A 14,296-nucleotide genomic window follows, 5' to 3' on the forward strand; every position below is an offset into this window, starting at 1 on the left:
GGTTCATCACTCGTAACACAGAATCAGCAACAGCGCCGATTCCCCCCTTACCCCTGACGGGCAACCGTCACGCCGGAAACGTCTTCTATGAACGTTACGATGCGGGATTTGACAGTGTCATCCCGGATTGCGGCGAGCGCTGTCACGATTTCCATGCTGGGATCGCGACCGATAGAGGCTTCTTCTGAAGCATCAAGACCTTCAAAGAAATAAGACGTCGGAACGTCCAGTATTCTTGACAGTTCGTACAGCCGGCTGGCGGCAATACGATTAGAGCCGATTTCATATTTCTGAATTTGCTGAAACGAAAGGTTAAGCTCGCGCGCCACGTCTGTCTGGGACAAACGACGGATCGTACGAATTTGCTTCAGCTTTCGGCCAACGTGAACATCTACAGGATGGGACATACTTTTTAACACCTCTGGTTGAGACTGACTACTCTCATCGCGGGAAACCGGGTTTCGATCAACTGACTACCTTTTATTTTTTTTTGACTAAAAATGTTCAGGTGATGGGTGAAAAATGTTGCATTAGTGGGTGATTTATTTACCATTGTGCGTAATGAACGAGATTATGAAACCACCAGAGACGGCTTCGGCTTCGAAAAAGGCCGCGGAATCTCATAGCCTTCTGCATGAGATGATCCGGTCGTTTACTACCCTTGCTAGAACTCTCAACCTCAGTCATGCGGTTCGGGAACTGGGAAGCACGCGCCAGACGGTGCGCCGCCACATCGCACTGCTGGAAGAATCCAAGGGTGTAGAACTGTTTGCGATAGAAGACCGCCAGTACCGGCTGACGGAAGCCGGCGAGCAGGCGCTGCCTGCCGCGCAGGAAATTCTGGCGCGCGGCAACGCCTGGCTGCAGGGTGATATGAATCACCTGAGCGGTCTGCTCACACTGTCGCACAGGCAGCCGAACGGCTGGAGTTTTCATCAGCACCAGCAACGAATCGATTCAATCTGGAAGCCGGAAAACATTCTTTTCCGCGAGGCATTTCGCGCGTGGACGATGAGCAGCGGCCACATTGAGCACGCAAATATGGCACATATTCGCCCTTATCTCATGGTCTATCGTGAGTCGCCGACCGGCTGGATCTGCGTCGAAATGGGCGAGAAATCGTTCTATTCGATCTGGTTTGGCTGGACGAACGCGCGGAGCAGTATCGGCCGTCCGATCGGTCAGTTTCCGGGCGGGCAGGATTTCGCGCTGATGCTCGATCTGCCTTACAAGGACGTTAAAACAACAGGAGGATGTCGTTTAGATCAGATATTTACCCAGGTTCCACGTATGCCGGGCGGAGACGTTGTGCCAACCGCATACCACAGGATGCTGATGGGAGGCGCTTTTCCGGATGGTAGTTTTGCGTTGATTGCGGTGCTTGACCGCTCGCGTGAAATGAATATTCCGGGACTTGGCGCAGAGGTTCTCGACCTTGCTCCCATGGATTCGCAGGTCGACTTTGACCCATCCTGCGTAAAATACGAGCAGGCAACGATTATTTAGGTTAACCTGTGATGGTAATACCATCAGAGGAGAAGCCTTAATGACCTTGCACACTTTTCAGGACGGAACACGGTTCCTGGCCAGCAGCTCCAGTCTGCTGAATGAGCACGGTATAGAACTTCAGGTCGGCCACGACTTTGACGAGTATCGGGAGATACTTGCCGAGGCCAGGCCGGGACACACTCTGGGTGCGCCTCTTAACCCGGATTTACAGCCAATGACTCCTGCAAATTCTTTCTGGATTGCGGGACGCGACGGCAATGGGACAATCATGCATACCCAGGCGATGCGCTGTGTGGACCTGCATGGGGGCTATCTCTCAGATTATCTGCGTCGCCGCTTCGTGGATTACCCGCCGTCGGGCATGGATCTCGACATGAATCGGTCCCGTTACCGCGCAGGTCCGGGCGCCCAGAGGATCAAAGGACAGGTCTGTTATCACGGAGAATTCTGGATGGGAGGCACTCCCGGGCAGTACCGTGGCACCGGACTTTCTTACATCCTGGGGCGGTATGCCTTCCTTTTGGGCCTTCAGATGTACGACCCGGATTACATCTTCGGCTTTATGGAGCGCACAGTCGTCTTCAAGGGGTTCCCTGCGCGCCATGGTTACATGCACATGGAACCCAGTGCACTGCGCTGGTACATTAAGAATAATGAAAACCCGCTCGAAGGGTATCTGGTCTATGTCGGCCGGGATGACATCCGCTTTTTGCTGGATATGCCACTGTCAGATATTCTGGACATGGCCGCATAGCACACTGCTTCACGCTCGCAGGGCAGTGGCACCTGCGGGCGTAGACAGAACCTGTGACGTCAGCTGATCGCTGCTGCGCGCACGTCGTCGTCGATGAAGGGCAGGTACTGGGCAAAATTGTCAGAGAACATTTTGACCAGCTTGGCTGCCTGGCGGTCATACGCCTCCGGGTTGTCCCAGGTCCGACGCGGATCAAGCAGGATATTTGGCACACCCTTAACATCAATTGGTACCGAAAACCCAAAGTTCGGATCTTTGCGGAATTCGGCATCTGCCAGCGAGCCGTCCAGCGCGGCAGTCAGCAGCCCCCGTGTCGCTTTGATCGGCATACGGCTGCCGGTACCATACGCTCCGCCTGTCCAGCCGGTATTCACGAGCCAGCAGGTTGCCCCATGGGTCGCGATTTTTTCGCGCAGCAGGTTTCCATAGACCTCGGGGCGGCGCGGCATGAAAGGTGCGCCGAAACAGGTGGAGAAAGTGGGCTCTGGCTCCGTCACACCGCGTTCGGTGCCCGCGACCTTTGAGGTAAAGCCGGACAGAAAGTGGTACATCGCCTGCGCGGGTGTCAACCGCGAGATGGGCGGCAGGACACCAAAGGCGTCGCAGGTCAGCATAATGATGTTTTTGGGATGTCCGCCCCGCGCTGCGTCAGAGGCGTTGGAGATGTAATGCAGCGGGTAGGCGCAGCGCATGTTCGCTGTCAGGCTGTCATCGTCAAAGTCCAGCTCGCGCGTCTGCTCATCGTAGATCATGTTTTCAATGACAGTGCCGAACTTCTCTGTCGTGGCGAAAATCTCTGGCTCAGCATCCGCGCTGAGGTTGATTGTCTTTGCGTAGCATCCGCCTTCGAAATTGAAGGTGCCGGTTTCAGACCAACCATGCTCGTCATCACCGATCAGCGTCCGGGACGGGTCGGCAGAGAGCGTCGTCTTACCGGTGCCGGAAAGCCCGAAGAACACGGCCGTATCGACGGGGTTGCCGTTGGCATGGTTGGCCGAACAGTGCATCGGCATTACGCCTTTTTCAGGCAGCAGGTAGTTCAACAGAGTGAAAACAGACTTCTTGTTTTCACCAGCGTATTCTGTCCCGCCGATCAGGATCAGCTTTTTGTCAAAGTTCATTGCAATGACGGTTGCAGACCTGCAGCCATGCTTTTTGGGGTCAGCCTGGAAACTCGGGCAGTTGATCACGGTGAAATCGGCTGTGAATTCGTCAAGGTCTTCCCGGTCCGGACGACGCAGCATATGGCGGATAAAAAGCCCGTGCCAGGCCAGTTCGGTCACCATGCGGACATTGATGGCATGTTTGGGATCTGCGCCACCAACGAGATCCTGTACAAAGTACTCACGTCCTTCCATGTGGGCCAGCATGTCGGCGTGAAGAGCATCAAACCCCTCCGGCGTCATTGCGGCATTGTTTTCCCACCAGATGGTATCCGCGACGCTGCTTGTTTTGACCACATGTTTGTCTTTGGGCGAGCGACCTGTAAATTTGCCGGTGGTGACCAGAAAGGTGCCTCCTTTGCCCAGACGGCCTTCGCCGCGGGCCAGTGCCTGCTCTATCAGATCGGGTTCCATCAGGTTGTAATAGACATCCGAAAGGCCCTTTATTCCCTGATCCTCCAGTTTGAAGTCCGGGTTAACGCGGCCATTTGTCATTACTTTTTCTCCCGATAGACCGCTTGCGCGGTGCAAGGCTGAAGCTGTGCAGACGAATTATCCACACCCACGCGGCCTCATAACATGACGTTTTATATCGTGAACAGGACGCTTTGGCGCAGTTAGCGCCACCATCACGAACTTTGTCGTAACTATTTGTCGGCATGGTTTATGTGGGCGCTATCATTTTAACGAAGCCGTCAACAATGTGCGGCAATTTAGTCATCCGTAACCAAATTCTGCCCCAATTGCGCCCAGGTGCTGCACTGATTCGCAGTTAACAATTGATTCGGAAGGGTTAAAAATGGTGAATATCTCCAAAAACCCGAGAAACGAGCAGTACAAGGAAGCACGTAATGTCTAAAATTGCATTGGTAGACGACGACAGGAATATCCTGACGTCCGTGTCAATGACACTCGAGGCTGAAGGGTTCGAGGTCGAGACTTATAATGATGGTCAGGCCGCTTTGGACGCATTTAACAAGAAACTGCCGGATATGGCGGTGCTTGATATCAAGATGCCCCGGATGGACGGTATGGATCTGCTGCAACGCCTGCGTCAGAAAACGGCGATGCCGGTTATATTCCTGACATCCAAGGATGATGAGATCGATGAGGTTCTCGGGCTTCGGATGGGGGCGGATGACTATGTCAAAAAGCCTTTCTCCCAGCGTCTGCTTGTCGAACGTATCCGTGCGCTGTTGCGTCGGCAGGATGCGGTTGCCGGCGATGTCGTCGCTGACAGCGAGGAAACAAAAGTTATGGAGCGCGGTGATCTGCGCATGGATCCGCTGCGCCATGCGGTAAGCTGGAAAGGCCGGGATGTGTCGCTGACAGTGACAGAATTTCTGTTGCTCCAGGCTCTTGCTCAGCGCCCTGGTTTCGTAAAGTCGCGCGACCAGCTGATGGACGTGGCGTATGATGATCAGGTCTATGTAGATGACCGTACGATTGACAGCCATATCAAACGCCTGCGTAAAAAAATGCGCACCGCGGATGATGAATTCTCGGCAATTGAGACGCTCTACGGTATCGGTTACAGGTACAACGAAGAATAATTAACCGATGGCCCTGGCCGAAAGGAATTTCGTGCGGGATATGACGCCCCCTCAGCCGAGGGACGAAGACCTGGTACTCGGCGAAGACTGGGTTGCACCTGACAGTGCGACCGGAAACGAAATGCGCGCCAGCAGGGAACGCAGAGGGTTAATGTCTCTGCGAACGTCTCCGCTGACGCGCAAGATCATTACCTTCAATCTGATTGCCCTCAACGTTCTCGTTGCGGGCATTCTGTATCTGAATTCTTCACGGGACAGCCTTGCACTCCAGCGGGCTGCCTCTCTGGTGTCGGAAGCCGAACTGATCGCAGACGTGGTCGAGGCACAGCTGCCAGCAGGCGCGCCGGTGAATCTTGTGACTGGTGACGGTGTCGATGTCGGCGGTACGCTGTCCGGGCTGGATCTGCGCAGCGGCATTGAAGTTTTTGTCTATGACCCGTCCGGCGCGCTCGTTTCCAATACAGAAGGTAAACTGGCGGCAGATGAAATTGCCGGTGGCCCCGGGGGACGTACCCTTCTAACTGATGGGCTCAGCTGGCTCTGGGCAGCTGTTTCCGGGACCTTCACTGAAGAAGAAGAGATCAACCTCACGCCTCTCAGCGAAAAAATCAGACCACTGATCGGACAGACCCTGCGGGAAGGCACCCAGATCCGCAACGAACTCGACGTTGCCGGCGGCGCGCTTTTTACAGTCGCAACGCCAATTTTGCAAAACGGCCAGGCGATCGGCGTGGTGGCAGTTGCTACGGCGGCTGGAGAAATCGACAAACTCGTTCGTTCAGAACGTGAGCGGGTATTGCAGATGTTTGTGATCGCGACCCTTGTTTCGGTCGGCCTGAGCCTGGTGCTGGCATCGACGATTGCAAACCCGCTGGCTGATCTTGCGGCCGCTGCTGAGCTCGGGCGTGACAAGAACGCCCGCAAGATGAATCCGGGCCGCATCCGAATTCCCGACCTGACCGCAAGGCCGGATGAGATCGGACGCCTCAGCGGCGCACTGCGGGGAATGATTGCGGCCCTTTACAACCGTATCGACGGGAACGAACAGTTTGCGGCCGACGTTGCCCATGAAATCAAAAACCCCCTGGCCTCCCTGCGATCGGCGGTGGGCACATTGCGCATGGTCAAACGGGACGATCAGCGCGAAAAGCTGCTGGATGTGATCGACCATGACGTGCGCCGTCTTGACCGTCTTGTCAGCGACATCTCCAATGCATCGCGCCTCGACAGCGAACTGGTCAAAGAAGAGGAAGAGCCTTTTGATGTGCTGACCACGCTGACCAATCTTGGTCAGTATCTGGGTGAAGACGCAAAGACTCAAGGCATTGAATTCATTACCGACTTGCCGGAAACGCCCATCACAGTCTATGGCCTGGAAGCGCGTCTGGCGCAGGTCTTTGTCAATCTGATTACCAATGCGATTTCTTTTTGCGAAGACGGTGACGCTATTCGGATCTGGGCCCGTAAAAAAGAGAACAGGGTTCTGATCGTCGTCGAGGATACCGGACCGGGCATTCCAGACCAGGCACTGTCGAAAATTTTCAAACGGTTTTATTCGCAGCGCCCTGACGAGCATTTTGGCAATAACTCCGGCCTTGGGCTTGCGATTTCAAAACAGATTGTCGAGGCGCATGGCGGCGTGATCTGGGCGGAGAATATTCGCCCGACCGAAGCCGACATCACTTCTGATCCGCTCGGGGCCCGCTTTGTCGTGGGTCTCCCGATCTGATCCGTGTCCGCACCCCCGCCTGGATCCACCGGGGACACTCAGATCCTGCATGCCAGTGCCGTCGCCGTTGAAGGCAGGAGCGCGCTCATCACCGGTGCTTCCGGCTCTGGAAAATCTGCGCTGGCATTGCAGCTTTTGGCCTATGGAGCGCGTCTTATCGCGGACGATCGAACGGCCCTCACCGCGCGCGACGGCGACCTTATCGCGTCCTGCCCGGGCAACATCAGAGGATTGATCGAAGCGCGTGGTCTGGGGATTTTGCAGTCGGAAACAATCGTTTCCGCACCTGTTGCGTTTGTGGTGGACCTCGACAGGGTGACCGGCCAACGGCTGCCTGAACCGGAGTTTGTGACGATTTGTGGTGTCAGACTGCGATGTATTCACAAAGTCGGGGCCGGCTATTTTCCTGCTGCCGTTCTGCAATATCTCAGGGGTGGGATGAGAGAACCGCAATGACAGCACAGACATCAGGCGCAAGGCGCATCATATTCGTCACCGGGCCCTCCGGCGCAGGTCGATCCAGCGCGCTGAACGTGCTGGAGGATGCAGGGTATGAGGCCATAGACAACCTGCCGCTTCGCCTCGTGGATGCGCTGCTGGACAGTCCGGATGATGACAAGCCTCTGGCTCTGGGGATTGATCCTCGCAACCGCGATTTCTCGACAACGCGTATCATTGACGCACTGGGGCGCCTTGCTGCAATGTCAGGGGTGGCGCCGGAGCTCCTGTATCTAGATTGCCACCCGGATGTTTTGCTGCGGCGCTTTTCGGAAACCCGGCGGCGGCATCCGATGTCTCCTGACGACCGGCCGGCAGCCGGTATCCGCAGGGAACTGGAAATGCTGCAACCGCTGCGCGCACGGGCTGACGTGCTGATTGATACAAGTGATCTCAACGTCCACCAGCTGCGGGTTGAAACTGAGCAATGGTTTGCCCCTGACGGGCGCCACAGTCTCAGCGTTTCGGTTCAGTCTTTTTCGTACAAACGGAGCCTTCCACGCAGCGTCGATATGGTTTTCGACTGCCGGTTCCTGACGAATCCATATTGGGAACCTGCATTGCGCAGTCTGGACGGGCGCGACTCAGAGGTCGCGGAATACGTTCAAAAAGATTCCCGGTTTGAAACTTTTGCAGCAAAAGTTGAGGATCTGGCACTGTTATTGCTGCCGGCTTATCGCGATGAGGGAAAATCCCATCTTTCAATCGCCTTTGGGTGCACCGGCGGACAACACCGATCGGTAACTATGGCCGAAAGGCTTGCTTTGCGCCTTGCAGAGGAAGGCTGGCAGGTGTCAATTAGGCACCGCGAACTCGATCTTCGTAAAAAAGAAGAGGCCTGAAACCTTGATCGGAATTGTCATTGTTGCGCATGGCGGGCTTGCGGGAGAATACCTCGCAGCGATCGAGCATGTCGTGGGCAAACAGACCGGCGTGCGGGCAATTTCAATTCATGCGGATCACGACCGCGAGGCGAAAGAACGCGAAATCTGTACAGCGGCCAATGACGTGGATACCGGCGCCGGCGTCATAGTGGTTACTGATTTGTATGGCGGGTCGCCTTCTAATCTCAGTCTGCTGGCGTGCAAACCAGGTAATCGTCGCATCCTCTATGGTGCCAATCTGCCAATGCTGATCAAGCTTGCAAAAAGCCGCCGAAAACCTGTCCCCGATGCCGTTCGCGCGGCTCTTGAAGCGGGCAAGAAATACATCGACAGCCAGAACATCAGCGTTGAATAAGAGGCCGCGGTATCCATGACCAGTTGCACCCTGAAAATCGTAAACGAAAAGGGCCTGCACGCGCGGGCTTCTGCCAAACTCGTCGAAGTTGTTGAGCAGTTTGACGCCAGCGCAGAGGTTTCAAAGGATGGCATGACGGCATCAGGTGACAGCATTATGGGTCTTTTGATGTTGGCAGCTTCGCGGGGAACCTTTATTGACGTTGAGACTACCGGTACCGAGGCTGAGGCGCTTGCACAGGCACTGACGGATCTTGTGGACGGTAAGTTCGGCGAAGAGGCCTGACCGGGTCTCTCAACTTTGGCAGCAATCCGGGGGCGTGTGTTTGACGGACAGCTCACAAGATATCAGTCGGGTAAAAAAGCCCGCACCGGTGGATTTTTCCAAATACGACCGCCGCAGCCTGTCTTATGCTTCCACGTTTGATGATCCGCTGAAGTCTGCGGTGATCAAGGTGATCGAGGCGTTTACGGGTAAACTGACCATTCTGCGAAAAGTCCGCGAGTTTGAGCGCCGCGGCGCACCCCAGGGACAGGCCTTCTGGCGTGCCGCGCTCGACGTGATGGGCATCGAACTTCAGACACCACAGTACCAGCTGGACCGTTTTCCAAAAGAAGGCCCGGTGATTGTCGTATCGAACCATCCGCATGGGATGATCGATGGAATGATTTTCGCCGATCTCATTGGCCGGGTGCGCCCGGACTATCGCATCCTCACCAGATCTCTGCTGACCGCTATTGATGAGGTGGCAGGGTCATTCATGATCCCGGTACCTTTTCCGCATGACGAAGATGCACAGCGGAAAGGCGTTGAGATGCGGGCCAATGCGATGGCCCATCTCAAGGACGGGGGCGTTGTGGCTTTGTTTCCGTCGGGGTCTGTGGCGGCTTCGGAAACCTGGTTCGGCCCTGCGGTTGAGGCGGAATGGAATGTTTTTACCGCCAAACTGATCCGGCGTTCTGGCGCAACGGTTGTGCCGATCAAGTTTCCCGGCCAGAACTCCCGGGCCTACCAGATCGCAAACCGGATATCACCCATGCTGCGCCAGGGCCTGTTGCTGCACGAAGTGGTTCACGCCTTCGACAAACCCCAGGCACCGGTTGTCGGCGAACCTCTCAGCAAGGAAACTGTCGACAAATGGGCAGATGACCCGCGCGGCTTTATGGCCTGGCTGCGAGAGCACACCCTGTCCTTGAAGGACTGATCCGGCCTAGCGTGTCGGAACGGGCATGTCGCCACGATAATCGTAGAAACCACGCTGGGTTTTACGACCAAGCCAGCCGGCCTCTACATATTTTGTCAGCAGCGGACAGGGACGATACTTTGTGTCTGCCAACCCGTCGTGCAGCACATTCATGATCGCAAGGCAGGTGTCGAGCCCGATAAAGTCAGCAAGTTCCAGTGGCCCCATCGGATGGTTGGCGCCAAGACGCAGTGAACTGTCGATAGACTGAACGTTCCCGACGCCTTCATAAAGCGTATAAACGGCCTCGTTGATCATTGGCATCAGAATACGGTTCACGATGAAAGCCGGGAAATCCTCGGCCGACGCAGCTGTTTTGTTGAGCCGGGCAACAACGTCGCGGCATGCGCTGAAAGTCGGCTCATCGGTGGCGATGCCCCGGATCAGCTCCACCAGTTGCATGACCGGAACAGGGTTCATGAAATGAAAACCCATGAATTTTTCGGGCCGGTCCGTCCGGCTGGCGAGGCGTGTGATTGAAATCGATGAGGTGTTTGAGGTGAGGATCGTATGGGGTTGCAGATGCGGCACCAGGTCTTCGAAAATCGCCTGTTTGACGGTCTCGCGCTCTGTCGCCGCCTCAATTATCAGATCGGTCTGACCAAGATCACTCAGCGTCGTGGTTGGTTTGATGCGGGCGAGAGCCGCTGCCTGCTCTTCGGCCGTGATCTTGCCACGACCGACCTGCCTGTCCATGTTGCCCGCCATCAGTGTCATTGCTGCATCCAGGGCATCGTCGCTGATGTCATTGAGCATTACATCATAGCCTGCCAGGGACATCACATGCGCAATCCCGTTGCCCATCTGGCCCGCGCCAACAATACCAACTGATTTGATTTCCATGCCCCGCGCCCCTCTGTGTCGGCCGCAGTGTAAGGCCGCGCAGGGGGCGGCTGCAAGGCCACGTGGGCGGATAAATACCGGTCAAATTATAGCTTTAAGACTTTATCAGGGATCACACGTCATACAGGCAACGGGTGAGTAAATAGGTGGGTTATGAGTTACGATGTGATGAGCACAGGAGCGTTGGATTACGCGCCCTGTTGCTATGGCAATTCAAAACTGTTGTTCCGGGGACCAAAACGACGCCTTGATGCGCCGTATGTGGCGTTCCTGGGCGGGACAGAGACATACGGCAAGTTTATCAAGGCGCCGTTCCCGGCTCTGGTCGAGAGCGGTCTGGGGGTCAACTGCGTCAACTTTGGCATTCTCAATGCTGGTGTTGATGTCTTTGTGAACGACAAAACACTGATTGAATCTGCCAGCAGCGCGCAGATGACGGTGATACAGGTGGTCGGTGCGCAAAACCTGTCAAACCGCTTCTATTCGGTACATCCGCGCCGGAACGACCGGTTTCTGACGGCTTCCGCGATGCTCAAGACCGTGTATCCGGAGGTCGACTTCGCCGAGTTCCATTTCAACCGCCATATGCTGGGCTTTCTTCAGGAGGTCAGCATTGACCGGTTTTCGGTCGTGCGCAGCGAACTTCAGATGGCCTGGCTGGCACGGATGCGCCTGCTGCTGAGCAGGATCAGCAGCCCGGTGGTTTTGGTGTGGATAGGCGACCATGCGCCAATGACGGAAAAAGAGGGACAGGATTGCTCTGTCGAAGCGAGTGATCCGCTGTTCGTGACGCGGGAGATGCTGGATATGTTGCGTCAGAAAGTTGCCGCTATCGTGGAAGTCGAGGCCACTTCGGAAGCCGTTGCTGCCGGCACATCAGGTATGGTGTTTAATGAGATGGAAGCCGTGGCCGCCGGGCGCATGCTGGGTCCGCAGGCGCATGGCGAGGTTGCCCGGGTTCTTGGTCCGGTTTTGCAGGATTTTGTATGAAAAAGGCCACCCGCGATGGGGTGGCCTTTGCCTGAGCGCGAAAATGTGAGCGTCAGATTTTCTCGATCAGTTCCGGTACAGCAGTGAACAGGTCTGCCACCAGACCATAGTCAGCAACCTGGAAGATGGGGGCTTCCTCATCTTTGTTGATTGCGACAATGATTTTGCTGTCTTTCATACCCGCAAGGTGCTGGATCGCGCCGGAAATACCAACAGCGACATAGAGATCAGGTGCAACAACCTTGCCTGTCTGTCCGACCTGCCAGTCGTTGGGTGCGTAACCGGAATCCACAGCCGCACGGGACGCGCCGACAGCGGCGCCCAGTTTGTCGGCCAGTTTCTCGATCAGAGCAAAGTCATCCTCAGACCCGACACCGCGCCCGCCGGATACGACCACACCGGCTGATGTGAGTTCAGGGCGGTCAGACGCCGCCACTTTGTCCTCAACCCATTCAGACAGGGCAGGGTCCGCTGCAGCACTGATGGTCTCCACTGCAGCTGAGCCGCCAGTGGCCGCCGCATCAAAGGTAGAGCCACGGAATGTAATCACTTTTTTCGCATCAGCAGATTTGACGGTCTGCATGGCGTTGCCCGCATAGATCGGGCGTTCAAAAGTGTCAGCGTCCACAACGGCGGTTGCATCGGAAATCACCATCACGTCCAGCAATGCCGCGACGCGGGGCATGATGTTTTTCGCGTCGGTCGTCGCAGGCGCAACGATGTGCGAATAGTCGCCCGCAAGCGAAACGATCAGATCGGCGACCGGTTCGGCCAGGCGTTTGCCATAAAGCGCATCTTCGGCACAGAGCACTTTAGCAACGCCCGAGATGGTCGCAGCCTCAGCCGCGGCAGCGGCACAGGTAGCACCGGTTGCCAGAACAGTGACATCACCCAGCGCCTGTGCGGCTGTCACGGCCTTGGCGGTGGCATCCATCGCCAGTTCGCCGTCATTGATTTCTGCAAGGAGAAGAACAGCCATTACACAGCCCCCGCTTCTTTGAGTTTCGCCACCAGTTCGTCCACCGAACCCACTTTGATGCCCGCCGCACGTGCTTCGGGCTCGACTGTTTTGACCACTTCCAGCCGTGGCGTGACGTCGACGCCGTAGTCAGCGGCTGTCTTTTCATCCAGCGGCTTTTTCTTGGCTTTCATGATGTTCGGCAGCGAGGCATAGCGCGGCTCATTCAGGCGCAGGTCAACCGTGACAACCGTTGGCATGCTGACTTTGATCGTTTGCAGACCGCCGTCCACTTCGCGGGTTACCACGGCCTTGTCACCCTCGATGGCAACCTCGGACGCGAATGTGGCCTGCGACCAGCCCATGAGCGCTGCCAGCATCTGGCCGGTGGCGTTCATGTCGTTGTCGATGGCCTGTTTGCCACAGAGCACCAGACCGGGTTGTTCCTCGTCGACGATGGCTTTGAGGATTTTGGCAACAGAGAGGGGTTCAATGTCATTGTGCACATCGTCAGCTGCGATCACCAGAATGGCACGGTCGGCACCCATGGCGAGCGCGGTGCGCAGGGTTTCCTGGCTTTGCTTTACGCCGACGGAGACGACGACAACCTCGTCAGCCTGACCCGCTTCCTTCAGGCGGATCGCCTGCTCGACGGAAATCTCGTCGAAGGGGTTCATCGACATTTTCACATTGGCAAGATCGACACCGGAGCCGTCCGCTTTGACGCGCACTTTTACGTTGTAGTCGATCACGCGTTTGACAGGTACCAGAACCTTCATTGGCGCATCTCTCCTTGTTTGCGACTCACGCTGCCGCGCGAGTTCGACGTTTTCTGAAGCGTGGTTTACCCGGCAAGTTGCATCGGAAACAGTGCAAAATCGTCGCGATCCGGTCCGGGAACGCCGCGTTCTTTACGAATTTCAGGCTCAGGGGCAAAAGTTTCCGATCCGCTACGTGCAGCATGGGGCGTCAGCGGTTGGCCCCTGGTACCCACAGAACATCATCTTTTCCGCCGTTGTTTGCGGTGCGTGCTGCGACAAAGAACCAGTCACTGAGGCGGTTGAGGTATTTCACTGCGGCCGGATTGATGGATTCCATTGTCGCCAGCTCAACGCACAGCCGTTCTGCTCTGCGCGATACGGTCCGGCAGACATGCAGATGCGCCGCAAGCGCCGTGCCGCCCGGCAGGATAAAGCTGCGAAGGGTCTCAAGATCACTGTTCATCAGGTCGATTTCGGATTCGAGACGTTCCACCTGGGCTTCTGCGACGCGCAGGGGCGGGTACTCGGCTTCGGCATCCTGCTCCATGTCCGGGCGGCAAAGATCAGCGCCAATGTCGAAGAGATCATTCTGAATGCGACTGAGGGCGGCATCGACATCGCCATTAGCCTCAAGACGCGCGACACCCACAAAGGAGTTCAGCTCATCCGCGGTGCCGTAGGCGGCGACGCGGCTGGAGTGTTTCGCCACGCGCGCACCGTTACCCAGAGCGGTTTCTCCGGCATCGCCTGTTTTAGTGTAGATTTTGCTCAGCACGACCATTGTGGGTCAGCCTCCTCAGTTGCGGAAATAGACATAAATCAGGATCAGGATCACCGCGACAAACTGGGCTCCGATCCGCCAGCGCATCAGCTTGTTCGAGTTTTCCTTGTTGAATTTTCCGCCGCCGGCAAACCCGCCGAGGCCAAACACCAGGATAACAACAACCGCCAGACAGGCGATGACGACGAGGGCAAAGAGCGGGTCCACGATAACAGTCCTTTTATCAGTTCGGCTTGCATGTAGGTGGCGTGTTCAGAAAAACGAGGCATATGCGA

The 14,296-nt window shown here is 56.3% G+C and carries 17 protein-coding genes; 10 read left to right on the forward strand and 7 right to left on the reverse strand.

The genetic code is table 11. The features are described 5' to 3' along the window. Positions 1 to 47: 47 nt before the first annotated feature. Positions 48 to 407 carry a helix-turn-helix transcriptional regulator gene (locus Q1A34_RS11080; protein ID WP_300033750.1) on the reverse strand — a complete coding sequence of 120 codons (360 nt, stop codon included), beginning with the start codon at positions 405 to 407 and terminating at the stop codon, positions 48 to 50. Positions 408 to 561: 154 nt separating this feature from the next. On the opposite strand from Q1A34_RS11080, the gene Q1A34_RS11085 reads away from it, so the two are divergent. Both Q1A34_RS11085 and Q1A34_RS11090 read left to right on the forward strand, forming a co-directional pair. Next, positions 562 to 1,506, forward strand: a complete 945-nt coding sequence (locus tag Q1A34_RS11085) for a LysR family transcriptional regulator (protein WP_300033752.1) — start codon at positions 562 to 564, stop codon at positions 1,504 to 1,506. Positions 1,507 to 1,546: 40 nt separating this feature from the next. Beyond that, positions 1,547 to 2,263 carry a hypothetical protein gene (locus Q1A34_RS11090; protein ID WP_300033754.1) on the forward strand — a complete coding sequence of 239 codons (717 nt, stop codon included), beginning with the start codon at positions 1,547 to 1,549 and terminating at the stop codon, positions 2,261 to 2,263. Between the two features lie 59 nt (positions 2,264 to 2,322). On the opposite strand, the gene Q1A34_RS11095 is transcribed toward Q1A34_RS11090, so the two are convergent. Further along, entirely contained in the window at positions 2,323 to 3,921 is a 1,599-nt protein-coding gene (locus Q1A34_RS11095) for a phosphoenolpyruvate carboxykinase (RefSeq protein WP_300033756.1), read from the reverse strand. 356 nt (positions 3,922 to 4,277) lie between these two features. Between Q1A34_RS11095 and Q1A34_RS11100 the strand changes: the two genes are divergently transcribed. From Q1A34_RS11100 to Q1A34_RS11130, 7 genes are read left to right on the forward strand one after another with little or no spacing between them, the layout of a single operon-like run. Then, entirely contained in the window at positions 4,278 to 4,979 is a 702-nt protein-coding gene (locus tag Q1A34_RS11100; protein WP_298974843.1) for a response regulator transcription factor, read from the forward strand. A gap of 40 nt (positions 4,980 to 5,019) precedes the next feature. Next, on the forward strand, positions 5,020 to 6,708 hold the full coding sequence (locus Q1A34_RS11105; protein ID WP_300033758.1) for a sensor histidine kinase: 1,689 nt from the start codon (positions 5,020 to 5,022) through the stop codon (positions 6,706 to 6,708). 3 nt (positions 6,709 to 6,711) lie between these two features. Next, on the forward strand, positions 6,712 to 7,164 hold the full coding sequence (locus Q1A34_RS11110; protein ID WP_300033760.1) for an HPr kinase/phosphorylase: 453 nt from the start codon (positions 6,712 to 6,714) through the stop codon (positions 7,162 to 7,164). Next, positions 7,161 to 8,048, forward strand: coding sequence for an RNase adapter RapZ (rapZ, locus tag Q1A34_RS11115; RefSeq protein WP_300033762.1), 888 nt, complete (start codon positions 7,161 to 7,163; stop codon positions 8,046 to 8,048). Before Q1A34_RS11110 ends, rapZ begins: the two co-directional genes overlap by 4 nt. 4 nt (positions 8,049 to 8,052) lie before the next feature. After that, a complete protein-coding gene (locus Q1A34_RS11120; RefSeq protein ID WP_300033764.1) occupies positions 8,053 to 8,445 on the forward strand; it encodes a PTS fructose transporter subunit IIA in 393 nt (130 codons plus the stop codon). A 15-nt stretch (positions 8,446 to 8,460) separates the two neighbouring features. After that, the gene (locus Q1A34_RS11125; protein ID WP_300033766.1) at positions 8,461 to 8,730 is read left to right on the forward strand and encodes an HPr family phosphocarrier protein; all 270 of its coding nucleotides are present in this window, start codon (positions 8,461 to 8,463) and stop codon (positions 8,728 to 8,730) included. Between the two features lie 40 nt (positions 8,731 to 8,770). Then, entirely contained in the window at positions 8,771 to 9,649 is an 879-nt protein-coding gene (locus Q1A34_RS11130) for a lysophospholipid acyltransferase family protein (protein WP_300033768.1), read from the forward strand. Positions 9,650 to 9,655: 6 nt separating this feature from the next. Here Q1A34_RS11130 and Q1A34_RS11135 read toward each other — a convergent pair whose 3' ends face one another. Beyond that, positions 9,656 to 10,531 (reverse strand): 3-hydroxybutyryl-CoA dehydrogenase, encoded by an 876-nt coding sequence (locus Q1A34_RS11135; RefSeq protein WP_300033770.1) that lies wholly within the window; start codon positions 10,529 to 10,531, stop codon positions 9,656 to 9,658. A 153-nt stretch (positions 10,532 to 10,684) separates the two neighbouring features. On the opposite strand from Q1A34_RS11135, the gene Q1A34_RS11140 reads away from it, so the two are divergent. Then, positions 10,685 to 11,521, forward strand: a complete 837-nt coding sequence (locus Q1A34_RS11140; RefSeq protein ID WP_300033772.1) for a DUF6473 family protein — start codon at positions 10,685 to 10,687, stop codon at positions 11,519 to 11,521. 52 nt (positions 11,522 to 11,573) lie between these two features. Here the strand turns inward: Q1A34_RS11140 and Q1A34_RS11145 are convergent, their stop codons facing one another. The 4 genes from Q1A34_RS11145 to Q1A34_RS11160 form a co-directional block, all read right to left on the reverse strand. Continuing rightward, positions 11,574 to 12,500: an FAD-binding protein gene (locus tag Q1A34_RS11145; protein WP_300033774.1), complete on the reverse strand. Its 927-nt coding sequence runs from the start codon at positions 12,498 to 12,500 to the stop codon at positions 11,574 to 11,576. Beyond that, a complete protein-coding gene (locus tag Q1A34_RS11150) occupies positions 12,500 to 13,258 on the reverse strand; it encodes an electron transfer flavoprotein subunit beta/FixA family protein (RefSeq protein WP_300033775.1) in 759 nt (252 codons plus the stop codon). The genes Q1A34_RS11145 and Q1A34_RS11150 overlap by 1 nt, the downstream gene beginning before the upstream one ends. A gap of 190 nt (positions 13,259 to 13,448) precedes the next feature. After that, positions 13,449 to 14,021 carry a cob(I)yrinic acid a,c-diamide adenosyltransferase gene (locus Q1A34_RS11155; RefSeq protein ID WP_300033777.1) on the reverse strand — a complete coding sequence of 191 codons (573 nt, stop codon included), beginning with the start codon at positions 14,019 to 14,021 and terminating at the stop codon, positions 13,449 to 13,451. 15 nt (positions 14,022 to 14,036) lie between these two features. Next, positions 14,037 to 14,231, reverse strand: a complete 195-nt coding sequence (locus Q1A34_RS11160) for a twin transmembrane helix small protein (protein WP_300034125.1) — start codon at positions 14,229 to 14,231, stop codon at positions 14,037 to 14,039. Between the last annotated feature and the right edge of the window lie 65 nt (positions 14,232 to 14,296).

The organism is uncultured Roseobacter sp. (assembly GCF_947491795.1).
Lineage (GTDB): Bacteria > Pseudomonadota > Alphaproteobacteria > Rhodobacterales > Rhodobacteraceae > Roseobacter.